The sequence below is a fragment of the Pseudomonas sp. B329 genome (genome assembly GCF_023127835.1).
In the GTDB taxonomy this organism is placed as follows: Bacteria; Pseudomonadota; Gammaproteobacteria; order Pseudomonadales; family Pseudomonadaceae; genus Aquipseudomonas; species Aquipseudomonas synxantha_A.
Genome location: NZ_SPKP01000022.1, coordinates 62,840 through 88,023, shown reverse-complemented (window position 1 = coordinate 88,023; position 25,184 = coordinate 62,840). Strand labels below are relative to the sequence as shown.

The following is a 25,184-nucleotide window of genomic DNA, read 5'->3' as shown; positions in this document are numbered from 1 at the left end:
GCCTCAGTGTGTGGTCGCCAGCGCCAGCGCTGGTTTGGGCCTGTGGAAAGTCCGTTCAAGGTACAAGTATATGACCGGAGTCGTGAACAGCGTCAGCGCCTGGCTCACCAGCAAGCCTCCCACCACCGCAATGCCCAGCGGTTGACGCAGTTCCGCCCCCGGGCCCGAGCCCAGCATCAAGGGCACCGCGCCGAGCAGGGCGGCGAGGGTGGTCATGATGATCGGTCGGAACCGCGTGACGCAGGCTTCATAAATTGCATCCTCCGGCGTCAGCCCGCGCGTGCGCTGGGCCTCCAGTGCAAAGTCGATCATCAAAATGCCGTTTTTCTTGACGATGCCGATCAGCAACACCAGGCCGATCAAGGCCATGATCGAAAAGTCCTGGCCCAGCAGCCACAGCATGATCAGTGCCCCCAGGCCCGCCGAGGGCAAGGTGGAAATGATCGTCAGTGGGTGCACGAAACTCTCGTACAGCACACCCAGGATGATGTACACCGCCACCAGCGCCGCGAGGATCAGCCACGGTTGGCTGGCCAGCGAACTCTGGAACGCCTGGGCCGCGCCCTGGAAGTTGCCGATGAGGGTGCTCGGCATACCGATGTCGCTCTTGGCCTGGTCGAGCATGATCACCGCGTCGCCCAGGGCCACGCCGGGCGCCAGGTTGAACGACAGGTTGGCGGCGGGGAACATGCCGTCATGGCTGATGGACAACGGCCCCACGCTGGGCGGCTCGACCCTGGCCAGTGCCGACAGCGGCACCATTTCGTTGGTCAGCGGCGAGCGCAGGTAAAAGTAGTTGAGGCTTTCGGCCTTGCCGCGTTGCTGGCTGTCCAGTTCGAGTATCACCTGGTACTGGTTGATCTCGGTCTGAAACTCGTTGATCTGGCGCTGGCCGAAGGCGTCGTACAGCGCCTGGTCGACATCGGTGGCGGTCAGGCCGAAGCGGGCCGCGGCCTGGCGGTCGATGTTGATGTGGGTAATGCTGCCGCCCAGTTGCAGGTCGTTGGACAGGTCACGAAACGCCGGGTTGCTGCGCAGTTTCTCGGTGAGGCGTTGGGTCCAGGTGTTGAGCGTCGGGCCGTCGTTGCTCTTGAGCACGTATTGGTACTGGGCGCGGCTGGGGCCGGAGCTCAAGTTGATGTCCTGGCCGGCGCGCAGGTACAGCACGATACCGGGCACCTTCGCCAGTTGCGGGCGCAGGCGGTCGATGAACTGGCTGGCGGGCACGTCGCGATCACCGCGATCTTTCAAGGCAATCCAGAAGCGCCCGTTGGCGATGGTCTGGTTGCTGCCGGTGACGCCCACCGAGTGGGAAAACGCCTGCACCGCCGGGTCGGCCTTGACGATGTCCGCCAGGGCCTTGTGCTTGGCGACCATGTCTTTGTAGGACACATCGGCCGCCGCCTCGCTGGTGCCGAGCACGAAACCGGTGTCCTGCACCGGGAAGAAACCCTTGGGGATAAACACATAACCGACCACGGCCAGGGCCAGGGTCACCACGAAGATCGCCGCCATGCTGCGTTGGTGCGCCAGTGCCCGGCGCAGGTTGCGCGCGTAGCCGGCCAGCAGGCGCTCGCTGAAGGTGGGTTTGGCGTGGGCAGGATGGCTCGGTGCGCGCATGAACAACGCGGCCAGGGTCGGCGCCAATGTCAGCGAAACCACCACCGAAATCAGGATGGTGGAGGTGGCCGTCAGCGCGAATTCCTTGAACAACCGCCCGACCACGCCGCCCATGAACAGCAGCGGAATAAACGCCGCCACCAGCGAGAAGCTGATGGACACCACGGTAAAGCCGATTTCGCCGGCCCCCTTGATCGCCGCTTCGCGCTGGCCCAGGCCGGCCTCCAGGTGCCGATGGATGTTCTCCACCACCACAATCGCATCGTCCACCACGAAGCCCACGGCGATCACGATAGCGACCAGGGTCAGGTTGTTCAGGCTGAACCCCATCACGTACATCAGGGCAAAACTGGCCACCAGCGATACACCCAGCACGGCCGACACAATCAGTGTCGCCGAGAGCTGGCGCAAAAACAGCGCCATCACCGCCACCACTAGCAGGATGGCGATCAGCAGGGTCATTTCCACTTCATGCAGGGAGGCGCGGATGGTCTTGGTGCGGTCGGTCAATACGCTGACCTGCACCGAGGCCGGCAACATGCCTTGCAGGCGCGGCAGTTCGGCCTGGATGCGGTCGACGGTTTCGACGATGTTGGCGCCGGGCTGACGCGAAATCACCAGGTTGACCCCTGGCGTATCGCCGGACCAGGCTTGCACGTAGGCGTTTTCCGAACCATTGATGACGTTGGCGATATCGCGCAGTTGAACCGGTGCGCCGTCTTTGTAGGAAACGATCAACTGGCCGTAGTCTTCGGGGTGAAACAGCTGGTCGTTGGTCGACAGAGTCGAGACGCTGTTCTCGCCATAGATCGCGCCCTTGGCCAAGTTGAGGCTCGACTGCTGAATGGCCAGGCGTATGTCGGCGAGGGTCAGCCCGATGGCCGCGAGTTTGTCGGGGGAGGCCTGCACGCGAATCGCCGGGCGTTGCTGGCCGGTGATGTTGATCTGGCCGACGCCGTCGATCTGGCTGATCTGGCGCGCCAGCAGGGTTTCCACATAATCACTCAGCTCGGTGCTGGGCATGCTGACTGAACTGACGCTGAGGATCAGTACCGGGCTGTCCGCCGGGTTGACCTTTCTCCAGGTCGGCAAGTTCGGCATATCGCTGGGCAGCTTGCCGGAGGCGGTGTTGATCGCGGCCTGGACTTCCTGGGCGGCGGTGTCGATGCTTTTTTCCAGAGTGAACTGCAACGTCAAAAGGCTTGAGCCCAAGGCGCTGCTGGAGGTCATCTGGGTCACGCCGGGGATGGCACTGAATTGCACTTCCAGGGGCGTGGCCACTGATGAGGCCATGGTGTCCGGGCTGGCACCGGGCAGTTGCGCGGTGACCTGGATCGTCGGAAATTCCGCTTCCGGCAACGGGGCGATGGACAGGCGTGGGAAGGCGATGACCCCCAGCAGTACCAAGGCAAACGTCAACAAAAGGGTGGCGACCGGGTGATCAACGCACCAGGCCGAGGGCGAACGGCTGCCGCTCATGGTTGCACCGTGGCGTCAGCGGTCTGGATCACCTGTGGTGGCTCCTTGAGTACTTCCACCTGGGCGCCGGCCTTGAGCCGCGACTGACCGTCGCTGACCAGCACGTCCCCGGCCTGCACGCCGGTGATGATGTTGATCTCGCTGTCCTGATAGGCAACCTGTACCGGCACCACTTCTGCTTTATCACCGTTGACCCGGTACACGAAGTGCGAGTCCAGCCCACGCTGTACTACGGTCGGTGGTACCACTAGAACATGCTTGTCGAGGGCCGTCTGGATCTTGATGGTCACCAGTTGCCCCGGCCACAGCTTTTGCGCAGGGTTGTTGAACTCGGCCTTGGCCCGCAGGGTGCCAGTGGTGGAGCTGATCTGGTTGTCGATCAGGCTCAGGTGGCCTTCGCCGAGCAGGTGGCCGGTGTCGCCGTCGGTATCGGCGCCCAGGTAGGCGTCGACGCTGGCCGGGGTTGGCGCCGCGATCAGACCCTGCAGGGTCGGCAGCATCTGCTGCGCCAGGGAGAACTCAACGGCGATCGGGTCGAGCTGGGTGACGGAGAACAACCCCTGGGTGTCGCTCATGCGCAGGAAATTACCTTCATCCACACTGCGAATGCCCACGCGACCACTGACGGGGGAGCGAATCTGGGTGTAGGAAAGTTGTACCTGAGCAGCATCAATCGCAGCCTGATTGCCTTGCACGGTGGCCCTGAGCTGGTTCACCAATGCCTGCTGCTGGTCATAGGTCTGCTTTGATACGCCGTCGTCAATGCTCAGTGCCTTGTAGCGCTTGAGGTTGACCAGTGCCACTTGCAACTGCGCCTGGCTTTCACCCAGTTGCGCCTTGGCCTGGTCGAGGCTGGCGCGGATCGAGCGGTCATCGAGGGTCGCCAGCAGGTCACCGGCCTTCACCGACTGACCTTCTTTGACCAGCAATCGGGTGAGGATGCCGTCGATCTGCGGACGAATCACCACATTGTGCAACGACAGCACCGAGCCGATGCCGCTGACAAACCGCGGAACATCCTGTTGCGTCACGCTCACCACCCGCACGGGAATGGCGGTAGGCGCCGCCAGCCGTGCTTTGACCGGCCGGGTCAATGCCCAGGCTGCGACAGCCAGTATCAGGAGGGCTACCACTATCAGGGCCATGTTTCGTTTGATCTGCATAGGAGGGCGCCGGCGCAAACTGCACGTTGGAGTTTGGAAAGCTGCTTTATAGCGCTGTTTCACCGTCAGCACGGTGACGGCAAACTGACAGCCGTGACAGTTAGGCTGTGTGAGCCTGTCGCTTGAAGTTACTGCTGGCAGCCTCGGCCCCGTATACTCGCGTTTTTACACCTATAGCTGTGCCGGAGCCCCTATGACTTCCCCCACCCAACCCCCTGTTGAAGCGGCCGACCTCGTTGATTCGGCCACCGCCGACAGTGCTGAAAAAGCCGAGATCCCGGCGTTCAAGTTCCCCTTCAAGCCGGGTGAGCTGGCAGGCGCCAAAAACGCCAGCCAGCCCTGGTACAAAGGCGGCGCCAAGAACGGCCATACCAAGACCCCAGGCATGGCACCTCCAGGCACGCGCCGTTCGATGGGTAAACGTTAAGGCTAAATCGAAGCTCGCGTTATAGGCTGTTGCCTACGTCGCCTGTCGATATTTCTACTTGTAGGTCCGCGGTCGATTCTTGAAAGCTTGCACAGCGTTTGCTTCGTCCCGATGACGCTCCATCGGGACGAAGTGAGTAAGCTTTCCGGAAAAGGACGTTCCCGTGGCCCTGATACACCTCTGTGCAGTGCTTGCCTTCTTGCTCTCGACGACTGCCGTTGCGGGCGACGTTCAACCGCGGCGCGAGATTCGTTTCGCCGTGGCCGCTCATTTTCCCCCCTTTCAGAGCCGCAACCCGCAAGGGCAATTGGTGGGGCTGAACATCGAACTGGGCAATGCCTTGTGCGAACAACTCAACGTGCGCTGTATCTGGGTTGACCAAGTCGTCATGGAAAATTTCCCGGCCCTCGAAGCCCGGCAGTTCGACGCGATCATGGGTATGGCGCCGACATGTCGGCGCCGACAACGGGTGAGTTTTACCGATGACCTCTACCCGATCACCACCCGCCTGGTGGGTCGTAAAGGCTCAGGCTTGATCCCTGGCCGGCGCTCGCTCAAGGGCAAGCGCGTGGGGGTGTTGGTCAGGAGTAATCGTGAAGCCTTTGCGCTCTCGCAGTGGGCACCGGCGGGGGTGATCATCAGAAGTTTCTGGCTCAACGATCAACTGATTCAGAGCCTGGTGTCGGGTGATATCGATGCGACCTTGCAAGGTGCCGTGGAGATCCGTGAGGCGCTGCTCGACACCGCCGACGGCCTGGACTTCGGTTTCCTGGGGCCTGTGGTGTCATCGGGCCTGTTGGGCAACAGCGTGGCTATCGCGGTACGCAAACCTGATACCGCGCTGCGCAATGAGCTGAACCATGCGCTTGAACAGCTGATGCAAAACGGCGAATACCAACGCATCCTCCAGCCCTATGGTCTGGATGTAGCGCCTGCCACTCCATGATCGAGATAGATCTCAATGCGGGAGCAGACTCAGTCAAATCCCCGTCGGCGGTCAGGCAGCCCGCAACGAGATAAACGCATAGTTGGCCGGCACTTCGGTGGCAATCTGCGCCCCGGCGTCCAGCAGTTGTTCGGCGATGTCCATACCGGATACATGGAACACCCATTCATTGGCCATGCTCGGCTGGACCACTGCCTGCTCGACAGCTTGGGCAAACGCCTGCATATCCGGCAGGTAGGCGGTAAAGCCGTCGCCCTTGAGCGCTGTGGTACGAATGCCGAGCAACGCACACACCGCTTCCTTGGTTTGTACATCATCACGGTCGGCCTGGCGCGAGCGGCCGATCAGTTCAGCCAGTTCCTTGTCCATTAACTCGCCACCGACGATCAAAGCCGGGCCCTGTTCCCAGGATTCTGGCGGGCAATCCTTGGCACTCGGGTTCAGCGGGATATGCGGGTTGATCTCCATCGGGTAGATCCGGCACACCAGTGGGCGTCGTTCATAGATGCGGCAAAGGTTGTCTTCGTCAAGATTCCGGCAGCGTCCGGCGTTATAGGCGGCAAAGGTGATTGCCACAAACGCCTCGGTAGTGCCGCTGGGCACCATCACCGATCGGCGCTCGGCGTGTTCACGTTGTTGCAGGGGCAGGCCCAGGCCGTTGCCGAGGAAACCCTCGGCCAGGACGATGACGTTACCGCCGTCCGCCGCCCAGCTACGGGCTTCTGCGAGGGTCAGGGGGACGTGATGGTCGCTGCAGCATTTGCCGCAACCTACGCAAGAAAACTGAGTGTTCATGGCGGATCTGTCACCAGGCTAGGTCAGAGGGCACGCTTGAGGGGTGACGGGTTTTTTACCTCTATCGACCGCTCGGCACTCTGGAAGCAAGTTATGCGCCAGGGGTTGTCAGCCCTTGGGCACAGTGTCGCGCAGGACAAATCTCATGCCGGCACTTTCATACAGTTGCCGGGCACGCAGGTTGCTTTCCAGCACCTTGAGGTCGACATAAGGTTCGCCGCGTTGCTTGAACACCTGAAAGCTGTGCAGCAACAAGGCGCGCCCCAGCCCCTGGCCCTGGGCGCAAGGATGTATCGCAAGGTTCTTGATGAAGGCGCTGGTCCAGCACTGGGCGACACCGAGAATGCCGTCGGCGTTAATGGCGACCAGGCACAACGTCGGGTCGCACTCGGCATCGGTCACGAACTGTCGGCGCCATTCATCCAGGCTGGCGACACGGCCTCCGCCCTGGTCTTGAGTCATGCGCAACACGGCATGGATCGCCGGGGCCAATTCATCCCGGTAATGATCCAGCCGCGTATTCGCTGGCCACTGCGGGGCGGGCAGGCTGCCCGTGAGGTCGCGACGCAGCAGCTGGAAATACTCGGCCACTGCTTACAGGCCCTTTTGTGCCACGGTTTGCGCGGCGATGACCAGGTACTTGGTCAGCTCCGGGGAGGAGAACTTGGTGAGCACCGCATCGGCACCGGCCAGGCGGGCTTTCTCGCTGTTCATCGCGCTGTCCAGGGAAGTGTGCAACAGCACATATAGGTCCTTGAAATCCGGGGTTTCGCGCAGGGTGCGGGTAAGGGCGTAGCCGTCCATCTCGGACATCTCGATATCCGACACCACCACATTGATCTGCTCGCCCGTGCCTTGCAGTTCCAGCAACACATCGATGGCTTCCTTGGCGCTGCGCGCGGTGTGGCAGGTCAGGCCAAGGTTACGCAGGGTGTGTACCGACTGCTGCAAGGCCACTTGGCTGTCGTCCACCACCAGGATGCGGGCGTTGCCGAGCACTTCGGCTTCTTCCATGGTCAGGTCGGTCGGCGCCGTTTCAATCGGTGCCGGGGCGATGCCGTGGATGACTTTCTCGATATCCAGCACCTGTACCAGGCCACCTTCCACTTGGGTTACCCCAGTGATAAATGCACGGTTGCCCCCGGAGCCGTAGGGTGGCGGGCGGATGTCGGTGGTCAGGCAATGCACGATCTTGCTCACTGCCTGCACATGCAAACCCTGCTTGGAACGGCTGACGTCGGTGACGATCAGGCAGCCGCCGTCCGGGTCTTGCAAGGGCATTTCACCGAGGGCGCGGCTCAAGTCGATCACCGACAGCGAGGTGCCGCGCAAGGTGGCAATGCCTTTGACGTGCGGGTGGGACTCCGGCAGCTTGGTCAGCGGCGGGCAGGGAATGATTTCACTGACTTTCAACAGGTTGATGGCCATCAGCTTGCCGCTGCGCAGGGTAAAGAGCAGAAGCGAAAGTGAGTCTGCGCGGGCTTTGGTGGTGGACATAAAAACCTTCTGTGGATCAGGGATGACGATCATCTATGGAAGGTTATCGACTCGGCTGGCCTGGGCTTTAACCGGATTTTGTGTCGGGCACTGCTAATGTGGGAGGGGGCTTGCTCCCGATATCGGCGTGTCAGTCAGCAGATGTACAACTGATCCACCGCCATCGGGAGCAAGCCCCCTCCCACATTGGGTTATGTATCAGCCTTTCCAGGCCTGGGGATTCACCAGGTCCTGCGGGCGCTGGCCCAGCAGTGCGCTGCGCAGGTTATCCAAAGCACGATTGGCCATGGCTTCGCGGGTTTCACCGGTGGCCGAACCGACGTGCGGCAGGGTCACGGCATTGCTCAACTGGAACAGCGGCGATTCGGCCAGCGGTTCCTTTTCATACACATCCAGCCCGGCACCGCGAATTTTCTGGGTTTGCAGGGCTTCGACCAGCGCCGGTTCATCCACCACCGGCCCACGGGAAATATTGATCAGGATCGCGCTGGACTTCATCAGGCCTAATTCGCGCGTGCTGATCAGGTGACGGGTCTTGTCGCTCAATGGCACCACCAGGCAGACAAAATCCGCCTCGGCCAGCAACTGGTCCAGGCTACGGAACTGCGCGCCCAGTTCTTGCTCCAGCGCGGTCTTGCGGCTGTTGCCGCTGTACAGGATCGGCATGTTGAAACCCAGGCGCCCACGCCGGGCCACGGCCGCGCCGATATTGCCCAGGCCGACGATGCCCAGGGTCTTGCCGTGTACATCGCAGCCAAACAACGGCGCGCCGACGCTGGCTTTCCACTGACCGGCCTTGGTCCAGGCGTCCAGCTCGGCCACCCGGCGTGCGCTGCTCATCAGCAACGCAAAGGCCAGGTCGGCAGTGCTTTCGGTGAGTACATCAGGGGTGTTGGTCAGCATGATGCCGCGCTCGTTGAAGTACGGCACGTCGTAGTTGTCGTAGCCCACCGATACACTGGACACCACTTCAAGCTTGCTCGCGCCTTCAAGCTGTTCACGGCCCAGCTTGCGGCTCACGCCGATCAAGCCGTGGGCATGGGGCAGGGCGTCGTTGAACTGCGCGTTGATATCACCCAGTTTGGGGTTGGGCACGATCACCTCGAAATCCTGTTGCAGGCGTTCGATCATCGGTGGGGTGATGCGGCTGAAGGCCAGGACAGTCTTTTTCATGGCAGGCGGGCTCGTCGACTACGGAAGAATGCCAAGCACGCTAACATTCCCGATAAGAATTTTGCAGGGTTTTGATCGGTCCTGCTTCTCTTCCATTGGTTTTAATACCTGTCAACTGTGAAAACTACGAGCTGTTCGGCCAATACGTGAGCGCCTATTCTCGTTTTTCAAGGCTGGGTTGATGCCTTTGTTAAACAGGAGATCACTCTTATGAATATCGACGATGAGATAAAGCGAATCAGGGATTTTTTAGCCGCTGGTAAAACACGCAACGAGCCTGACGAGGCTTTGCCGCAGGCTCCCACAATCGAATTGATCGTCAATGGCGAGTTGTTCGTCGACCATGTACCTGGGACGGGGCTGAAGGTTGGGGTGGATTACGACACTATGCTGGAGGGTCAGGAGTTCGTTTTATCTTTGTTCAGCAATACGCCTTCGGATGGCGACTATAACGAGGCCGTTACAGTGATAGAGGTGAAACCTTACGTTGTTACCGTGCCCAAGGAAAAGATTGAAAAGTTGCATAAAAACGAGCTTGGTCTTTGTCTTTACTTCATCGATGGCAAAGAAACCTCTGAGTGGACGACCTTCACCGTCAGATGATGCGTCCTATCAAGGCATACGGTGACCTGTTCAAAACCAGTCACCGCATGCCTGGCTCAATTACTCAAGCGAGCACCACCTAAACCACCGCTCAATTCATACGCCACCAGCTCCGCCTGGTGCGCCGCCAGAATTTCCGGCAACGAACCACGCAGGTACTCCACCCAGGTCTTGATCTTCGCATCCAGGTATTGGCGCGAAGGGTAGATGGCGTACAGGTTCAGTTCCTGGGAGCGGTAGGTCGGCATCACCCGCACCAGTGTGCCGTTGCGCAGCCCTTCGATGGCGGCATACACCGGCAGCAGGCCTACGCCCATGCCGCTGGTAATTGCGGTTTTCATCGCGTCGGCCGAGTTGACCAGGAACGGCGAGCTGTTGATCGCCACGCTTTCCTGACCTTCAGGCCCGTTGAAGGTCCATTTGTCCAGTTGGATCACCGGGCTGACCAGGCGCAGGCACGCATGGTTGAGCAAATCCTGCGGCCGCTGTGCACAGCCCTTGGCCTTGACGTATTCCGGGGAAGCACAGGCAATGCTGTAGGTGATGCCCAGGCGCTGGGACACGAAACCCGAGTCCGGCAGTTCACTGGCCAGCACGATGGACACGTCGTAGCCCTCGTCGAGCAGGTCCGGTACGCGGTTGGCCAGGGTCAGGTCGAAGGTCACGTCGGGGTGGGTACGGCGGTAACGGGCAATCGCGTCGATGACGAAATGCTGGCCGATCCCGGTCATGGTGTGCACTTTCAACTGCCCGGCAGGGCGGGCGTGGGCGTCGCTGGCCTCGGCCTCGGCTTCTTCGACGTAGGCGAGGATCTGCTCGCAACGCAGCAAATAACGTTTACCGGCCTCGGTCAGCGCGATACGCCGGGTGGTGCGGTTGAGCAAGCGGGTTTGCAGGTGGGCCTCAAGGTTGGAGACCGCGCGCGAGACATTGGCCGTGGTGGTGTCCAGTTGCACGGCGGCGGCGGTGAAGCTGCCGGCTTCGGCCACGCAACTGAAAGCGCGCATGTTTTGCAAAGTGTCCATGGAGTGTTCTCAAGGGAGATGACAAATTGTGACAGAAAGTTACGCCGACCAGTGATCCCTACCAACGGATTATCGCCTGAACGGTAACAAAGATTCACAGGAATGCCAGCTTATCGTCCTCCATGCCGCCGCCTAGAATTGCGCCACCTCTTGCGCAACACCTCTCAGGAATTCGCTTGCCGTGCCGCGTCGCATCAGCAGAGAGCTGAAGACTCTCAGTGTTTGGGCCTTATCGTTAGCCATCAGCGGTTGCATCGGAACCGGAGGAATTGCTCCCCAAGGCCAGGCCCTCAACGCCAATACCCTGGCCACCGATGAAGCCATTCAAGACGCCTCCCAGGACGCCCATTGGCCCACCGCCCAATGGTGGCAAGCCTACGGCGACCCGCAGCTCAACGGTTGGGTCGAACTCGCCACCCAGAACAGTCCCAGCCTGGCCGTGGCCGCCGCACGCGTGCGGCAAGCGCGGGCGCTGGCCGGGATTGCGGAGTCGGCCGAGTCGTTGCAGATCAATAGCGATACCACCCTCAAGCGCCACAACTGGCCGAAAGATCAGTTCTACGGCCCCGGCGAATTGAGCGGCGCCAACACCTGGGATAACAACTCGTCCCTGGGTTTGAGTTATGCCCTCGACCTGTGGGGGCGGGAAAGCAACAGCACCGAACGTGCGGTCGACCTGGCGCACATGAGCGCTGCCGAAGCACGTCAGGCCCAGCTCGAACTGCAGAACAACGTGGTGCGCGCCTATATCCAGTTGTCGTTGCATTACGCCGACCGCGATATCGCCGCGGCCACCCTGGCCCAGCAACAGCAGATTCTCGACCTGGCCAACAAACGCCTTAACGCCGGGATCGGCACCCACTTCGACGTCAGCCAGGCCGAAACCCCGCTGCCGGAAACCCATCGCCAACTGGATGCCCTGGACGAGGAAATCGCCCTGAGCCGCAACCAGTTGGCGGCGCTGGCCGGTAAAGGCCCGGGCGAGGGTGCGCAGTTGCAACGCCCGACCCTGGCCCTCGCCGCGCCATTGAAGTTGCCCTCAAGCCTGCCTGCGCAACTGCTCGGCCAACGCCCGGATGTGGTCGCCAGCCGCTGGCAGGTGGCGGCCCAGGCCCGTGGCATCGATGTGGCCCACGCCGGTTTCTACCCCAACGTCGACCTGGTCGGCAGCCTCGGCTACATGGCCACGGGCGGCGGTATGCTGGAGTTCCTGGCTGGCAAGAAATTCAACTACAACGTCGGTCCGGCGATCACCTTGCCGATCTTTGATGGCGGCCGCCTGCGTGCTCAATTGGGCGAAGCCAGTGCCGGCTATGACATCGCGGTCGCCCAGTACAACCAGACGCTGGTCAATGCGCTCAAGGGCATCAGCGACCAGTTGATCCGCCGCGAGTCCATGGACAAGCAGTCGGCTTTCGCCGCGCAGTCGGTGGCCTCGGCGCAGAAGACCTACGACATCGCCATGATCGCCTACCAGCGTGGCCTCACCGACTACCTCAATGTGCTCAACGCCCAGACCCTGCTGTTCCGTCAGCAACAGGTCGAGCAACAGGTGCAGGCGGCGCGCCTGAGTGCCCATGCCGAACTGGTAACGGCATTGGGCGGCGGCCTTGGTGCCGGCAACGATGTGCCCCAGGATGCCAAGACCCTTCCAAGCAAGACCCAGGCGGCACTTGCCGTGTTCGACCACTGAGTAGGATTCGATGACTTCCTTGCCTGCACCGCTGCGCTGGTTGCATTCCCTTGAGTGGCGCCGTGGCTTTTTCGACTGGGCACGCAGCGACGGCGTGACCTGGGTGTATATCTTCAAGGTACTGGTCGCCGCGTTCCTCACGCTGTGGCTGGCGATGCGCCTGGAACTGCCGCAACCGCGCACCGCGATGATCACCGTGTTTATCGTGATGCAGCCCCAGAGCGGCCAGGTGTTCGCCAAGAGTTTCTACCGTTTCCTCGGTACCTTGGCGGGCTCGGCGGTGATGGTGCTGTTGATCGCCTTGTTTGCGCAGAACACCGAACCGTTCCTCGGCGCGCTGGCGATCTGGGTGGGCATTTGTACCGCTGGCGCTACGCGCAACCGCAACTTCCGCGCCTATGGGTTTGTGCTTGCCGGCTACACCGCCGCGATGGTCGGCCTGCCGGCGCTGGCTCACCCGGACGGCGCCTTTATGGCAGCGGTGTGGCGGGTGCTGGAAATCTCTCTGGGGATTCTGTGCTCGACAGTGGTCAGCGCCGCCATCCTGCCGCAGACCTCCAGCGCCGCCATGCGCAACGCGCTGTACCAGCGCTTTGGCGTGTTCGCGCTGTTCGTCACCGACGGCCTGCGCGGGCGCAGCCAACGCGAAGGGTTCGAGGCCAGTAACGTGCGCTTTATCGCCGAAGCCGTGGGCCTGGAAGGGCTGCGCAGCGTCACCGTGTTCGAAGACCCGCACATGCGCCGACGCAACGGGCGGCTCAGTCGACTCAACAGCGAATTCATGAGCATCACCACGCGCTTCAACGCCTTGCACCAGTTGCTTGAACGCTTGCGTGCCGATGAGGCCGATCATGTGGTCGCAGCGATCAAACCCGGCCTGCAAGACCTGGCCGAAGTGCTCGACAGCTTCTCGGGCCGCGCCCTCACCAGTCCGGATGCCGCGCGCCTGGTTAATCAACTGAGCGCCTACAAGGACGACCTGCCCGCCAAGGTGCGCAGCCTGCGGGCGAGCTTCCAGGACGGTAACCCGACCGAAGCCGAGCAGTTGGACTTTCATACCGCCTACGAGCTGCTGTACCGCTTCGTCGACGACCTGCACAACTACGCGCAAACCCACGCGTCCCTGGCTGACCACCGCCATGCGCGGGAAGACTGGCACGAAGCCTATACGCCAAAAACCAACTGGCTGGCCTGCGCCGCCGCCGGGGTGCGGGCCTCGTTTATCCTGATCGTGCTGGGCAGTTACTGGGTAGCCACCGCCTGGCCCAGCGGCGCGACCATGACCTTGATCGCGGCGGCCACGGTGGGCCTCTCCGCTGCCACACCCAACCCCAAGCGCATGGCGTTCCAGATGGCCTGCGGCACCTTGATCGGCGCCTTGGTCGGCTTTGTCGAAATGTTCTTCGTGTTCCCCTGGATCGACGGCTTCCCGCTGCTGTGCGTGATGCTCGCACCGGTGATCATCTTCGGTGCTTTCCTCTCCTCCCGCCCGCAGTACGCCGGTGTCGGCGTGGGCCTGTTGATTTTCTTCAGCACCGGCTCGGTGCCGGACAACCTCACGGTCTACAACCCCTACACCTTTATCAACGACTACATCGCCATGGTCATCGGCATGTTGGTGTGCGCGGCGGCGGGGGCGATCATCCTGCCACCCAACAGCCGCTGGCTGTGGCGCCGCCTGGAGCAGGACCTGCGTGAGCAAGTGGTGTATGCGATCAGCGGCAAGCTCAAGGGCCTGGCGTCGAGTTTTGAAAGCCGTACCCGCGACCTGCTGCACCAGGCTTATGGCCTCGCGGCCGGCCAGCCGCAGGTGCAACGCGACCTGCTGCGCTGGATGTTCGTGGTGCTGGAGGTCGGCCACGCAATCATCGAGTTGCGCAAGGAGCAGGCGATCCTGCCGGTGCATCCGGCCTATGCCGAGTCCCAGCCGTGGCGCCAGGCAATCCGCGTGATGGGCCGTTCGCTGGTGCGCTTGTTCCTGCAACCCAGCGCCAGCAACCTGGAGCGCGGCTTGATCGCCGTCGACCATGCGATCAGCCGCGTGCAGGCCACCGACGAACCTTTCGCCCCGCACTTCGATACCTCAGCCCTGCGCCGGGTGAAGAGCTACCTGCACTTTATCCGCACTTCGCTGCTCGACCCGCAATCCCCACTGGCGGCCCTAAAAGGAGCCTCGAATGCCTCGTGAAATCGCATTTCATGGCATCTATATGCCGACCATGACCCTGATGTTCCTGATCGCCGCGGTGTTGGCCTGGGCGATTGATCGCTTCCTGGCCGGGTTCGACCTGTACCGGTTTTTCTGGCACCCGGCGTTGCTGCGCCTGAGCCTGTTCGCTTGCCTGTTCGGCGCCCTGGCGCTGAGCGTCTACCGTTGAGAATGCCCCGATGAAAAAGTTTTTCAGCCTGCTCGCGACCTTGCTGGTGCTGGCCCTGGCGATCTGGATTGGCCGCACGTTGTGGGTGCACTACATGCAAACGCCATGGACCCGCGACGGCCGCGTGCGCGCCGACATCATCAACGTCGCGGCGGACGTTACCGGCGAGGTGGTGGACGTGCCGGTACGCGATAACCAGTTGGTAAAAAAAGGCGACCTGCTGATGCAGATCGACCCCGAGCACTACCGCATCGCGGTCAAGCAGGCGCAATCGCTGGTGGCTTCACGCAAGGCTACCTGGGAGATGCGCAAGCTCAACGCCCACCGCCGCGCTGACCTCGACGCCCTGGTGATCTCCAGGGAAAACCGCGACGACGCCAGTAATATCGCCGACTCGGCCCTGGCCGATTATCAGCACGCCCTGGCGCAACTGGAGGCCGCTGAACTCAACTTGAAACGTACCCGTGTGCTGGCGGCAGTGGATGGCTACGTCACCAACCTCAACGTGCATCGCGGCGACTATGCGCGTATCGGTGAAGCGAAGATGGCTGTGGTGGATATGAATTCGTTCTGGGTCTATGGCTTCTTTGAAGAAACCAAGCTGCCCCACGTCAACGTCGGGGATAAAGCCGATATGCAATTGATGAGTGGCGAGACACTCAAGGGTCACGTGGAAAGCATCTCCCGTGGCATCTACGACCGCGACAACCCCGAGAGCCGTGAGCTGATTGCCGATGTGAACCCGACGTTCAACTGGGTGAGGTTGGCGCAGCGTGTGCCGGTGCGGATTCACATTGATGAAGTGCCGGAGGGCGTGCTGTTGGCGGCCGGGATTACCTGCACTGTGATCGTCAACCCAACACAAAACTGAAATGTGGGAGGGGCGGATTGGGCACCGGCTCAGGTTTGTGTGTTGGCTCTGATTTTCCGTCGACGCTTGACCCGCAGCATGCCGACGAAGCGGCGGTGGTTTCTTGTATTGAGGATCAGCAGGCAGAACAGCGATTGAAACAATGGAAATACTGCAAACATAGTCACTGGGTTGTTTCCCAAGTAGTCTGCCGAAAGCAAGGCGTTCAGGGCCGCGACGCCTACAAGCAATGGAGGCCCCGAACGAAACCCTGCCGCCACTAAGGCCAGGCAAATACACATTGCCAGTAGCAGAGCCATGCCCGCCACGACCGCATATTCGCCAGGGAGATAATTTATTCGGGCGTAATACGACAGGCTATGTGACAGGTTGCCTGAAATGCTGACTAAGTTCATTGATACCCCCATACCCACCGTGAATGCAAAACGTTGGGTGTAACGACTTAACGCTCGGGGGGCCTGCAGGGTATCGATGTCATTGTTCATGGCTGTTGAACTCTTCATAAATGCCGATAAGGATAGGGTTGATATTCCCGGACAGGCCGCTGCCAGTAATCGCCAGAGCGGCACCTACCTGATCGGAGAGTTGAGTGAGAAGGTCTTGGCGTATCCGGGTATTGCTGAAGCGTTTGGGGAGTGCTCCGGCCAGCTGCTTTAACCGAATCATTTCGCGAGGATGACGAGGGTTCTGCAGGCGCAGTACTTCGTTTGTCAGCTTTGCACGTTCCTGGCGGCTCATGCGCCTCAAGATGTCGGTCAGGTTGCGGCCTGTCGTATTTTTGATCGTCATGACGGTCTTTACCGTAACAAACGTCGTGCTGCCCGCACCCACCAGCGAAATGCCGTCCAAGGCTACGGTCATTGCCTGATACCAACTGTGGCTGTCGTAATAATCGTTGTCAGACGGATTGGTTAGTTCTTTGTAGGTTCGCCATAGGCCGTTGCCACATTGCAAAGCACTGGAGGCTGCAGCTGTATAAGCAATGTAAGTAACTGCAAGGCTGGAACCTGCGCTGAGGGGCGCTGACGCGATGCCTGCCTTGGCAACAATAATCCCAATCACCGCCCCACCGCATGCTACGGCCATTCCCGCGGCTTCGCGCCATATCTGCGACTCGCGTGGTGAGTTTGCCACCCAATGCGCGTACTCATCAGCAGTCATCATTGGGCCTGTCACTTCTCGCAGAATCACCCGCTTGGGCCTGATACTGCACAACGGCACAAACTCACGCAGCACCGTCACCTGATAATCACTGCCGATATGCACTACGCCGGCCCCAACGATGGCCGGGTCAGCGTCAATGGTTCTATAGAGTTTGGGCAGGTCCAGCAGACTGATTAGCCGCTGGCGAGTCGTGGTGTGCACATCCGGCACCCCGCTTCGCAGGAAAGCGCTCGGCATCCTTTCACCTGTGATTGGACAGAGGTGAGAGAGCCTGAGGATAGCTTCCTCGTAATGATGTCAGGCCGTTCGCTGTTTTCTGTAGGATCTGGCCGAATGGTTATTTCATGGTGCTACATAAGTTTCATGCAAGTGACGCCACAACAGCGCACCACTGGCCTGCTTCTCGAACACAACCGTGGCGCGGCGATCCGTTTGCGTACCGCTGTCATCCACCTGATGCTCGCGATACGTCACCGTGGCTCCCCGCGCATGACGATCAATCCCGGTCATTTCGCTCAAGGTGATTTTCAACCCCGGCCGCATCCCACCCAGGCGCGTGAACAACGCATTGACCCCGGCCCTGTTGACCCGCGTACCGGTGGCCGGCGCGACCATGCTGAACTCCGGTGAGAAGCGTGCCAGCAGGTTTTCCAGCGTGCCCTCAGGTGCAACCCCGGCAAACCATTGTTCGATCTCGACGTGAGTCTGGATCACTTCCTCAAAAAAATCGCTGTAGTCAATCATGCTTGGGCTCGCTGCAAGGGTGAAGCAGCGTGCGTATCCTGGAGGCATCCAGGCGCAACACTGCGAAAAGCGGCAACAGGGTCAGAGCTGCCGCTATCGTGAAGGTTATGGCGAAGGAATCCAAGGTCGACAGTACTGCACTGAGCAAGGCGGCGCCGACGCAGAAGCTCACTTGCCGGTTCATGTTCCACAACGCGCTGGCGTGGCCCATGCGCTCGGCGGGAATATCCAGAAAGGCCAGGGTTTGCGCGGTGCTGCTGCACAAGCTGCCGCCCAGGCCCATCAAGACGTAGGCCGCAATGATCAGCGCCGGCTCGTTGAGCAATAGGATGCCGCCGCATTGCAGCGCCATGCCGGCCAGTAACAAGGGTTTGGGGCCGCAGCGGTTGAAGAGTCGCTTGCTCAGGTAGATCGCCACGGCCGAGGCCAGTGCCCACGGCAACATGAGTGCGCCGGTCTGGGTGGCGTCATACCCCAGGTCACGCACGTAGAGGATGGCGATCAGGCTGGTGCCGATAAATATCCCCGGAATACACAGGTAAACCAGCATTGCCACACGCAGCATCGGGCTGGCGGCTTGTTTGAACATACTGCCCAGGTCCAGGGGCGGGCGTACGGTGGAAGGCACATCGGGTTTTATCCACAGCAGCGCCAGCAGCAGGGTCACCAGCGCCAGAGGCAGGTTGGCGTAGAAAATCCAGCGCCAGGACAGGCTGTCGACAATTACCCCACCCAGCGCCGGAGACAATGCCGGTACCAGCAATGCCACCGACATGACCCGCGCCGTCAACTGGCTGCGCTCGGCTGCGGGAAAGTGTCGGTAAGCCATGGCTTGCCCCACCGGAATCAACAAGCCGCCGCCGAGCCCCTGCACAGCGCGCCAGCCAATCAACGCGTCGATGGAGCCGGCCTGGCCGACCATCACCGATGCCCCGGCAAACAGCAGCAGGCTGGTGGCGATCAGGGTGCGCTCGCCCATGAGCGCCGCCAGCCACACACTCAAGGGAATGATCACCGTCAGCCCGAGCATGTAGGCATTGCTGATCCACGCCAGTTGCGTGACCGAGGCGTGCAGTTCGCGGGCGATGTCCGGGTAGGCGACGGTGGCGACAAACATGTTCACCAGGTCCAGGGCAAAACCCAGTAGAAAGATCCAGGCAATTTTCGAGCGGTAGGTCATGAACGCGATCCTGCGAATGAAGCGCGCAGGGTAGGCGGCAAGCAGGGTTTGGGATACGTCGGTTTGCCTGTTAGTTTGTCAAAAATATTTTGACAAACGGAGGGCGTGGCCATGGTCAGCCTGGATCGATTCGACACCTTCAAGGCCGTGGTCGAGGCCGGCTCGCTCACGGCCGCCGCGGATCTGCTCGGCCAGACCCGCGCCGTGGTCAGCTTCAACCTCAAGCGCTTGGAGGCGGAGCTGGGCGTCACCCTGCTGACCCGCAACACTCGCCAGCTGGCGCTCACCGATGCCGGCGAACGTTTCTACCTGCGCTGCACACGAATGCTCGAAGAGGCGCGCCTGGCGGTGGAAGAGGCCCGTTCCGAACATGCGCAGCTCAAAGGCACGCTGCGCATCACCACCACCGTCGAGTATGCCCTGGCCGTGGTCGCCCCGGCGGTGGAAACCTTTCGCCGCCTGCACCCGGACCTGAATATCCACTTATCCACATCCTCCACCCACGCCGATTTGATCTCCGAGCGTTTTGACGTGGCTATTCGCCTGGGGCGCTTGCTGGACTCCAATCATCGGGCGGTGCAGTTGTCGACGTTTGAAGTGTTCGCCGTCGCGGCGCCAGCGTTTGCGGGCGTTCAGACCCTGGAGGAGTTGGAGCAGGTGCCCAGGCTGGGCCATGGCCGTTTGACGGAGTTGAGCGTGACCGACCCTGCCGGCGATGGGCATCAATACCGCGCAGGTCCGGCCGCCTTGGTGGCCGACAGTGCGGCGGTGCTCCAGGCGTTTGCGGTGCGTGGCCACGGTGTGGCGATCTTGCCACAGTGGCTTGTGCAGGAGGATTTGGAGGCGGGACGGCTGGTGCGTGTATTGGCGGACTATCGCTTCGCGCCCCAAGGGGTCTACGCGATGTATCCGGATACCCGGCATTTACCGCTTAAGGTGCGGGCGTTTATTGATTTTATGAAGTGTTAGAGTTTACCGCCCAACCCAAAGCGCTTCTTCAACACCTTCTCCAGCAACCCCTTGGGCAACAGCGCCGCCATCAATGGCAACGCCCGGCTGCCATTGCCCGACCTTAGCAGACGCGGTGGCTGCGCTTGCTGCACGGCCTTGAGCACATCCGCCGCAAATTCAGTGGCTGGGGTTGGCTTGTCCTGGGAGGCCTGGCTGCGCGCCCGAATGCCTTCGCGCAACGGCCACCAGGGCGATGTTTCGTTGATCAATAATTCGGCCTGGGCCCCGGCATTCTTCGCAAAATGGGTATTGATCGCACCGGGCTGCACTTCCATCACCCGCACGCCAAACGGTGCCAGTTCCATGCGCAGGGCATCGCTCAAGGCATGGACAGCGGCTTTGGATGCGCAGTAGGCGCCGGCGAACGGCGTCACCAATACCCCGGAAACGCTGCCGATATTCACCACCAGTCCTTTGCTGCGGCGCAACGCGGGAAACAGTGCCTGGGTGACGCCAACGATGGAAAACACATTGGTTTCGAATTGGCGTCGCATCGCCTCGGTGCCGCCATCGAGCAACGGGCCCATGGCGCCGTAGCCCGCGTTGTTGACCAGCACATTCAGTTCGCCCATTTGTTCGGCCAAGCGTTGCAAGGCGGCGCTGTCATTGACGTCCAACTGCACGGCATTGAAGCCAGCGGTAGCGAGGGCGGCGACGTCATCTGGCTGGCGGGCGCTGGCCCACACGTTGAAGCCTGCGGCTTTGAACGCGTCGGCGAGGGCGCGGCCGATGCCGCTGGAGCAACCGGTGATCAGTACGTTGGGCATGCATCATTCCTTTGTCAGTCCGAGAAACTGCCTTGCAGGTGCTCGGCGCGAAATTCCAGGGTTTGCGGGCGATAGCCGGGGCGCAGTGGCGGTGTGGGCAGGCAATCATCCCAGGTGGCCCCGGCCTGCAACTCGCCGGGGCCGCGATAGCGTGGGGCGGCGTAGACATTGTCGGCCAGGTTGACCGTGTCGCCCGGCGCGTAGGCGGCCACGCGCCAGCGCAGTTCGGTCAACGGCACGTCGTTGCCGTTGTTCAGGGTCAATTTCAGTGGGCGGTCGGCCGGGCAGTCCTGCGGGGCATAGCTGATGCGCAACTCAAGGCGTGCCAGTTGCGCGGCTTCGCGGTTGTCCAGCCACACCACCCAGACGGCGACGAAACCCAGGCCGACGGCAGCCGCCAGCGAAACCGGCAGCGCCTTGGCCGGGTAACGCAGCAGCAGGATCAGCCAGGTAATGATCAGGAGAACGCCGAAGAACATGGAGACCACCTCGAATGGGGAACGAGCATCCTAACTTAAGCGTAGGTGGGATTGGTTAACTTGAGTGCTGTGGTGGCCGTGCGGGCCTCATCGGGAGCAAGCCCCCTCCCACCTTTGATTTGTGAACACATTCAAATGTGGGAGGGGGCTGTACGCCAGGCAGGTGTTTTTCACTTCAATCAATAGGACCGTACAGTGCCCTGGTACTTGGTCTTGCATTTTCAGCAGAGCTCACAGCGTTCTGCTACTTGAGCTTACATTCGGGACAGGAACCGGAGCGCATTGAACGTCCACTTATCTGACGACCTACAGGGAGGTAGCGGCGACGTTCAACTCTTCTATGTAAGGTTTATTTCATGTTTGCAGCGACCGAAAACTCGACCCACCTTTCCCCCCCACAAAGCGTTGTTGCCCCAAACGCATTGGCCACCCAAACCGATATTGCCGTTGAAACATCTGCGCAACCCCCTGTTCACCTGCCACCGGTATTGACCTACGCGCCGGACGGTATTCCTCTTCCCACCTCGGCCGGCATACCCCCGGTCGGGGTGGAATACCCACGGCTCATGCAGCAATTCAAGGTTACCAATCAGGAGGCGTTTGTCACCCAACACGCCCTTCAGTCCCGCGACATGCAGCGTTTGCACGGTGAGCAACCGAGCTTCCAGGACTTCCTGCGCCAGCAAGTGGACCAAATGTTTCCGTACATGTCGACCCTGAAGCCACAAGACCTGGTCTTCAAGCGCTGGGTCGAGCAGGACGATAGCTCTATCAAAACACTGTCGTCCGAGCCGGTGCTGGACGCCTTGAACAGGAAGGTTGCGACCTTGCTGGCCAATCCTGGCCAGCAGCCCGTCGTTGACGATGTTGAACAGTCCGGCATTTTTACCCCGGACACGGACACTAGCCCGGGCACCCTCGTCACGCCACAGTTGACACTGGATACGATTGCCCAGCGCATGGTCACGCAGTTTCCGATGGCCCTTCAAACCTTCTGGGCAACCCCCCGCCCGACGTTGAAAGACCCTCAGGTTCTGCAGGCCCCTCAAGACCAGTTGTTGACCTTGCACAAGCAACAACTGTCGACGCTGGCGGCATTGCGCGTGAGCGATGGAACACTGAGCGCGGCGAGCAAGCGGTTGATCGACGCAGCACTGCAATACCCCACGCTGGCTGAACGGGAAGCTGTCTTCCCCAATGGCGCACGCCCTGGTGTCTACCCGCTTACCGTTGATGACGGTAGCGAGCGGGGAGCCTTGATGGCGGGCTGCTTCCTAATCACCAGCACCGACGGTTCCGGGGCCACGCCCCCCGTCTGGACCAAAGGCCGGACCTTGGCACTCGATGAGACTAATGGGCCGGTCGTGCTGTACACCCCGGGTGAGGGGTTCGAGCAGTTTGCGACGCCAGCCCTGGCGCGCCACGCGATTGCAGCGCGCCTTGATGAGGGGGGCGCCGACGCGGACCTACTGTTGCAAACACTGCCGTTGTCGTTACAAAACAAGTCGGAACCGCCTTCTGGCGACGATGTGATGTTGAGCGCCGAACCCTTGACGGGGGATGTGCTGGCCGAAGGCATCCCCTGGATGCTCAAGCGTCAGCAGGAGGAAGTCGTTGCGAATCTCGCCCGGGTATCGACAGAGCCGGGAGCACTCAAGCGCATGGATGATGCCGCTGACTGGTCGTACCTGCTCAGTGGCGAAAACGCCATGGCGGCGCGAGATGAACAACTGGCTGACAAGCTGGCCCCCGAGTGGCTGAAAAACCTGAGCCCGGCCCAGGAAGCGTTGTTTGATTACCTGGAACACTCCGAGGACCGCAGTGCAAATGCGCTGGCGTCATCGCTGGCAACCCTTCCTTCTCTGGGTAGCTTTTCCCGCGATCGGATGAACGAAGCGATCAAACGGCAGTTCCCCGCTGCGCAGGTCGATGCGGACAAGCTGATGGTGCGGGTGAAAACCAGGTCCAATCCTCACACTGGCGGGCAAAGCAGCAGTCATACGCTCACCGTCAAGCACCACCGCGTATCGCTGACTGATCTGGCGCTGAAAAACCCCAGTGAGTTTCCAGCCGTCCAGCACGGCCACTTCAGCCGGTCCACCTTCGAACTGCCGCTGACCGATACTCACGGCAACCCTCTGCTGGGCGACGATGGCAAGCAGGTCGTCCTGGATACCGAGCAGCTCAAAGCGTTGGTCAACACTGCCGATGTGGGAGGCGCCTATACCGAGCTGCTTAAAAAGGAGTTGGCCACGGATGCCGAGTCGGGTGCTGCCGGCGACGTCCGCAAAGCGTGGAAAACCCACCTGAGCGACATGCTGGATAACGAGGCTTTTCTCGCAGCACTCAACCCCAATACCTACAACATAGACGCTACCCAAGACACCAGTACCAAACGAGGGGCGCAGTGGGTCGCGGCGGTTCTTGACTACCCGGACCCGGCTGACCGGCCTCTGGTGGATGGGAAAAAAATTGTCACCAGTGCCCTTATTCAGCGTGGGTTGCCGGTTCAGGGCGCGATGGTGATTGGCAATGACACAGACGCCTCGCTTGTACTGTGCACGCCGAATGCGCCCGACGGCGTGTGTTTTCGCGAATTGGCGGATGTGAATGCCCTGAACGCGCTGATGGAAAAAAAGGAGTGGAGGCTCTACACCGCGAGCAGAACGTCACCGGTCGATAAAAATGACGTGGCTAAAGCTTTCGAGGCAGGCAAGGCACGGGCATTAGATGTGACGAAGGATCCAATGCGCACGCTGGATGTGTTCATCGCTGCGTTCAAATTGACGAGCGCTCCCGTGACACTCAAGCCCTTCGATGGCAACTTTCAGGATGAGCTGTACAAGCAGAAAGTGAAGTTGCTCATCGATCACGCGGACCACCAAAGCGTCAGCAGCGCAGAGGTTGCGTATCAATCGAGAATCAACAAGGTTCAGTTCGGCATTGAGGTGGCCTCCATCTTCCTCGACTTGTTGCCAGTGCTCGGAAAAGGCATCTCCATGGGGGTTCGCTTAGGAAAGGCTGGCGTGACGGCCTTGCGCGCCAATGCTCGAATCTTGCCGCGGCTGCTCAAAAGTCCGGGCGCGATGCGTGCGGTCTACTCGGATTTCACGATGGCCGCCTCTGGTATTCCCAATGTGAATGCCGTGCCGTTGCGGCCGGTGTTCAAAAGCCCGGTGGTGCCGCCAGCCCCTCCAGTCATCGCCAGAGCACCAACGGCCGGCACGAGTCCAAACCTTGATCTGAGCGCCTTCTCCGTGTCGGAAGATGTCATCAAAGGCCGCATTTTGAGGCCGGACGGTACCTATAACGTGGGCGATAATTTTTACGTGCGCTATACCGACAGTACCGGGGTCAACAAGGTGTATCAGATTGATTCGGCCTTCCACGCACGTGACGGACGGGTCGCCATCGTCGATCCTCAGGCGTCATTGACGATGCCAAAACTCTATAGAGTTCAAGCATTTTTGGGGGCCGCCGGTAACGGTGAGTGGCGTTTGAACCGATTGCCGGGCGGGGCTCCCAATGTTCTGGGGACATCCCGGCCGAGCAAGCGTCCGTTGGACCAAGGTAGCTCTTCAGGCAACGTCGACACGAATAACGCGACAAGTGCTCAACCGGCCAATAAGCGACCGAGGGTGCCGGAAAGCTTTCCGGGAGAAAAAGCGCTGATGGAGCCACCGGTAAAAGGTAAGAATGTTTTTTATCACTACACCGGGGATAAACCGCATGCCGCAATCATGGCCGATAGGAGCCTTTCACCTTCAAGTTCAGATTTGAGCGGTCGACCTCTGCCCGGAAAGCGAGGCCGGCATTACTTTACGGACTTGGCGCCAGGGAATATGCCTACCCGACAGATTTCCGAAACCATCTTTGGGAAGCGTAAATATGGCAATGCGATGGATAAAATGTCGCGCTACTACGAAGTCAATACGTCGGGGTTAAATGTTATCCAAAGCCCTGATAATCCGCATATTTTCTATGTGGATGTGCCGTTTGCCATTCCTTTGAAGTACCGGGGTGGGCCTAACGGTGAATTAGTCGATCGCGTTATTTCTCATGGGAAAACGCCGATTTAAATATATGCCCATGGGGTCGGCCGGTATTGGGTAAGGGCCATGATGGCTGTTGTGCTTTCGGCCTATTTACTACAAAGCCCCCAACAAAAA

At 60.6% G+C, this 25,184-nt stretch carries 22 protein-coding genes; 9 read left to right on the top strand and 13 right to left on the bottom strand.

Annotated elements, in window-relative coordinates; translation table 11 throughout:
- Positions 1-3: 3 nt before the first annotated feature.
- Positions 4-3,099, bottom strand: coding sequence for a multidrug efflux RND transporter permease subunit (locus tag E4P00_RS13805; protein ID WP_248131775.1), 3,096 nt, complete (start codon positions 3,097-3,099; stop codon positions 4-6).
- Positions 3,096-4,262: an efflux RND transporter periplasmic adaptor subunit gene (locus tag E4P00_RS13800; RefSeq protein ID WP_248131773.1), complete on the bottom strand. Its 1,167-nt coding sequence runs from the start codon at positions 4,260-4,262 to the stop codon at positions 3,096-3,098. The genes E4P00_RS13805 and E4P00_RS13800 overlap by 4 nt, the downstream gene beginning before the upstream one ends.
- A 193-nt stretch (positions 4,263-4,455) precedes the next feature.
- On the opposite strand from E4P00_RS13800, the gene E4P00_RS13795 reads away from it, so the two are divergent.
- Positions 4,456-4,689 carry a hypothetical protein gene (locus E4P00_RS13795; protein ID WP_005784964.1) on the top strand — a complete coding sequence of 78 codons (234 nt, stop codon included), beginning with the start codon at positions 4,456-4,458 and terminating at the stop codon, positions 4,687-4,689.
- Between the two features lie 163 nt (positions 4,690-4,852).
- Complete coding sequence (locus tag E4P00_RS13790; RefSeq protein WP_078820316.1) at positions 4,853-5,635, top strand: transporter substrate-binding domain-containing protein; 783 nt, start codon at positions 4,853-4,855, stop codon at positions 5,633-5,635.
- 51 nt (positions 5,636-5,686) lie between these two features.
- On the opposite strand, the gene E4P00_RS13785 is transcribed toward E4P00_RS13790, so the two are convergent.
- From E4P00_RS13785 to E4P00_RS13770, 4 genes are all read right to left on the bottom strand, one after another.
- Positions 5,687-6,430, bottom strand: coding sequence for a YkgJ family cysteine cluster protein (locus tag E4P00_RS13785; protein ID WP_078820317.1), 744 nt, complete (start codon positions 6,428-6,430; stop codon positions 5,687-5,689).
- Positions 6,431-6,538: 108 nt separating this feature from the next.
- Positions 6,539-7,021 (bottom strand): GNAT family N-acetyltransferase, encoded by a 483-nt coding sequence (locus E4P00_RS13780; protein WP_248131771.1) that lies wholly within the window; start codon positions 7,019-7,021, stop codon positions 6,539-6,541.
- A 3-nt stretch (positions 7,022-7,024) separates the two neighbouring features.
- Positions 7,025-7,927 carry a chemotaxis protein gene (locus tag E4P00_RS13775; protein WP_005784972.1) on the bottom strand — a complete coding sequence of 301 codons (903 nt, stop codon included), beginning with the start codon at positions 7,925-7,927 and terminating at the stop codon, positions 7,025-7,027.
- Between the two features lie 198 nt (positions 7,928-8,125).
- Positions 8,126-9,100, bottom strand: coding sequence for a D-glycerate dehydrogenase (locus tag E4P00_RS13770; protein ID WP_248131769.1), 975 nt, complete (start codon positions 9,098-9,100; stop codon positions 8,126-8,128).
- 210 nt (positions 9,101-9,310) lie between these two features.
- Between E4P00_RS13770 and E4P00_RS13765 the strand changes: the two genes are divergently transcribed.
- Positions 9,311-9,703, top strand: coding sequence for a hypothetical protein (locus tag E4P00_RS13765; RefSeq protein ID WP_248131768.1), 393 nt, complete (start codon positions 9,311-9,313; stop codon positions 9,701-9,703).
- A gap of 56 nt (positions 9,704-9,759) precedes the next feature.
- On the opposite strand, the gene E4P00_RS13760 is transcribed toward E4P00_RS13765, so the two are convergent.
- Entirely contained in the window at positions 9,760-10,728 is a 969-nt protein-coding gene (locus E4P00_RS13760) for a LysR family transcriptional regulator (protein ID WP_032877708.1), read from the bottom strand.
- A 181-nt stretch (positions 10,729-10,909) separates the two neighbouring features.
- Here E4P00_RS13760 and E4P00_RS13755 point away from each other — a divergent pair, with 181 nt between their 5' ends.
- Genes E4P00_RS13755 through E4P00_RS13740 form a run of 4 tightly spaced genes read left to right on the top strand, consistent with a single transcriptional unit; the run spans position 10,910 to position 15,670 of the window.
- Positions 10,910-12,421, top strand: a complete 1,512-nt coding sequence (locus tag E4P00_RS13755; protein WP_248131765.1) for an efflux transporter outer membrane subunit — start codon at positions 10,910-10,912, stop codon at positions 12,419-12,421.
- Positions 12,422-12,431: 10 nt separating this feature from the next.
- Positions 12,432-14,609, top strand: coding sequence for an FUSC family protein (locus E4P00_RS13750; RefSeq protein ID WP_248131764.1), 2,178 nt, complete (start codon positions 12,432-12,434; stop codon positions 14,607-14,609).
- The gene (locus E4P00_RS13745) at positions 14,599-14,799 is read left to right on the top strand and encodes a DUF1656 domain-containing protein (RefSeq protein WP_046070983.1); all 201 of its coding nucleotides are present in this window, start codon (positions 14,599-14,601) and stop codon (positions 14,797-14,799) included. Before E4P00_RS13750 ends, E4P00_RS13745 begins: the two co-directional genes overlap by 11 nt.
- 10 nt (positions 14,800-14,809) lie before the next feature.
- Complete coding sequence (locus tag E4P00_RS13740) at positions 14,810-15,670, top strand: HlyD family secretion protein (protein ID WP_032877703.1); 861 nt, start codon at positions 14,810-14,812, stop codon at positions 15,668-15,670.
- A 29-nt stretch (positions 15,671-15,699) separates the two neighbouring features.
- On the opposite strand, the gene E4P00_RS13735 is transcribed toward E4P00_RS13740, so the two are convergent.
- The 4 genes from E4P00_RS13735 to E4P00_RS13720 all read right to left on the bottom strand — a co-directional run bounded on the left by E4P00_RS13735 (position 15,700) and on the right by E4P00_RS13720 (position 18,758).
- On the bottom strand, positions 15,700-16,155 hold the full coding sequence (locus E4P00_RS13735) for a hypothetical protein (protein WP_248131762.1): 456 nt from the start codon (positions 16,153-16,155) through the stop codon (positions 15,700-15,702).
- On the bottom strand, positions 16,145-17,035 hold the full coding sequence (locus tag E4P00_RS13730; RefSeq protein WP_348984610.1) for an NAD synthetase: 891 nt from the start codon (positions 17,033-17,035) through the stop codon (positions 16,145-16,147). Before E4P00_RS13730 ends, E4P00_RS13735 begins: the two co-directional genes overlap by 11 nt.
- 141 nt (positions 17,036-17,176) lie before the next feature.
- A complete protein-coding gene (locus tag E4P00_RS13725; protein WP_078820323.1) occupies positions 17,177-17,578 on the bottom strand; it encodes a nuclear transport factor 2 family protein in 402 nt (133 codons plus the stop codon).
- Positions 17,571-18,758 carry an MFS transporter gene (locus tag E4P00_RS13720; protein WP_248131760.1) on the bottom strand — a complete coding sequence of 396 codons (1,188 nt, stop codon included), beginning with the start codon at positions 18,756-18,758 and terminating at the stop codon, positions 17,571-17,573. The genes E4P00_RS13725 and E4P00_RS13720 overlap by 8 nt, the downstream gene beginning before the upstream one ends.
- A 111-nt stretch (positions 18,759-18,869) precedes the next feature.
- On the opposite strand from E4P00_RS13720, the gene E4P00_RS13715 reads away from it, so the two are divergent.
- Positions 18,870-19,727 (top strand): LysR family transcriptional regulator, encoded by an 858-nt coding sequence (locus tag E4P00_RS13715; RefSeq protein ID WP_248131758.1) that lies wholly within the window; start codon positions 18,870-18,872, stop codon positions 19,725-19,727.
- On the opposite strand, the gene E4P00_RS13710 is transcribed toward E4P00_RS13715, so the two are convergent.
- Positions 19,724-20,536 carry an SDR family oxidoreductase gene (locus E4P00_RS13710; protein ID WP_032877698.1) on the bottom strand — a complete coding sequence of 271 codons (813 nt, stop codon included), beginning with the start codon at positions 20,534-20,536 and terminating at the stop codon, positions 19,724-19,726. The genes E4P00_RS13715 and E4P00_RS13710 overlap by 4 nt on opposite strands.
- Positions 20,537-20,550: 14 nt before the next feature.
- Positions 20,551-21,015 (bottom strand): hypothetical protein, encoded by a 465-nt coding sequence (locus tag E4P00_RS13705; RefSeq protein ID WP_005784995.1) that lies wholly within the window; start codon positions 21,013-21,015, stop codon positions 20,551-20,553.
- Between the two features lie 356 nt (positions 21,016-21,371).
- On the opposite strand from E4P00_RS13705, the gene E4P00_RS13700 reads away from it, so the two are divergent.
- Positions 21,372-25,094: a DUF6543 domain-containing protein gene (locus tag E4P00_RS13700; protein WP_248131756.1), complete on the top strand. Its 3,723-nt coding sequence runs from the start codon at positions 21,372-21,374 to the stop codon at positions 25,092-25,094.
- Positions 25,095-25,184: the final 90 nt, after the last annotated feature.

Coding starts and splice junctions, on each gene's coding strand:
- E4P00_RS13805 (WP_248131775.1), bottom strand. CDS start 3,099: ATGAGCGGCAGCCGTTCGCCCTCGGCCTGGTGCGTTGATCACCCGGTC.
- E4P00_RS13800 (WP_248131773.1), bottom strand. CDS start 4,262: ATGCAGATCAAACGAAACATGGCCCTGATAGTGGTAGCCCTCCTGATA.
- E4P00_RS13795 (WP_005784964.1), top strand. CDS start 4,456: ATGACTTCCCCCACCCAACCCCCTGTTGAAGCGGCCGACCTCGTTGAT.
- E4P00_RS13785 (WP_078820317.1), bottom strand. CDS start 6,430: ATGAACACTCAGTTTTCTTGCGTAGGTTGCGGCAAATGCTGCAGCGAC.
- E4P00_RS13775 (WP_005784972.1), bottom strand. CDS start 7,927: ATGTCCACCACCAAAGCCCGCGCAGACTCACTTTCGCTTCTGCTCTTT.
- E4P00_RS13770 (WP_248131769.1), bottom strand. CDS start 9,100: ATGAAAAAGACTGTCCTGGCCTTCAGCCGCATCACCCCACCGATGATC.
- E4P00_RS13765 (WP_248131768.1), top strand. CDS start 9,311: ATGAATATCGACGATGAGATAAAGCGAATCAGGGATTTTTTAGCCGCT.
- E4P00_RS13760 (WP_032877708.1), bottom strand. CDS start 10,728: ATGGACACTTTGCAAAACATGCGCGCTTTCAGTTGCGTGGCCGAAGCC.
- E4P00_RS13750 (WP_248131764.1), top strand. CDS start 12,432: ATGACTTCCTTGCCTGCACCGCTGCGCTGGTTGCATTCCCTTGAGTGG.
- E4P00_RS13745 (WP_046070983.1), top strand. CDS start 14,599: ATGCCTCGTGAAATCGCATTTCATGGCATCTATATGCCGACCATGACC.
- E4P00_RS13740 (WP_032877703.1), top strand. CDS start 14,810: ATGAAAAAGTTTTTCAGCCTGCTCGCGACCTTGCTGGTGCTGGCCCTG.
- E4P00_RS13735 (WP_248131762.1), bottom strand. CDS start 16,155: ATGAACAATGACATCGATACCCTGCAGGCCCCCCGAGCGTTAAGTCGT.
- E4P00_RS13725 (WP_078820323.1), bottom strand. CDS start 17,578: ATGATTGACTACAGCGATTTTTTTGAGGAAGTGATCCAGACTCACGTC.
- E4P00_RS13720 (WP_248131760.1), bottom strand. CDS start 18,758: ATGACCTACCGCTCGAAAATTGCCTGGATCTTTCTACTGGGTTTTGCC.
- E4P00_RS13715 (WP_248131758.1), top strand. CDS start 18,870: ATGGTCAGCCTGGATCGATTCGACACCTTCAAGGCCGTGGTCGAGGCC.
- E4P00_RS13710 (WP_032877698.1), bottom strand. CDS start 20,536: ATGCCCAACGTACTGATCACCGGTTGCTCCAGCGGCATCGGCCGCGCC.
- E4P00_RS13705 (WP_005784995.1), bottom strand. CDS start 21,015: ATGTTCTTCGGCGTTCTCCTGATCATTACCTGGCTGATCCTGCTGCTG.
- E4P00_RS13700 (WP_248131756.1), top strand. CDS start 21,372: ATGTTTGCAGCGACCGAAAACTCGACCCACCTTTCCCCCCCACAAAGC.